This window comes from Vibrio sp. 10N.222.49.C9 (genome assembly GCF_041474985.1).
GTDB classification, from domain to species: domain Bacteria; phylum Pseudomonadota; class Gammaproteobacteria; order Enterobacterales; family Vibrionaceae; genus Vibrio; species Vibrio crassostreae_C.
In genome coordinates this window covers 1-296 of sequence record NZ_JBFRVD010000675.1, presented here as the reverse complement: position 1 = coordinate 296, position 296 = coordinate 1, and the positions used below count along the sequence as shown (strand labels likewise).

Below are 296 nucleotides of genomic sequence, written 5' to 3'. Positions count from 1 at the left end.
AAGTAAGCGATATTATTGTCATAGTCGTAAACTTCTTCATCATTCGCTAGCGTGTCTTTGTCTGAGTAGTCACAACGATCAGGTGTGATTTCTGCAGCACTGTCACCACCAGATCCATACCAATCATCTTTGCTCGCAGGAATAGTGAGCTTCCAGCTATCAATATCCCAATCGTAAGCAGTGTTTGAATCGCCCGTTAGAACTTTGAGTGCTCGGAAGTGAGCTTCTGATTCACCATTTTCAAATTGGTTGTACACGCCCGCTTTAAAGTAGCTCAGCAGGTGTTCCCAGTAAGC

1 pseudogene is annotated in these 296 nt (G+C 44.3%); it reads right to left on the bottom strand.

The features are described 5' to 3' along the window. Positions 1-296 (bottom strand): annotated as a pseudogene (locus AB4585_RS25030) (polysaccharide lyase family 7 protein); the annotation flags it as partial.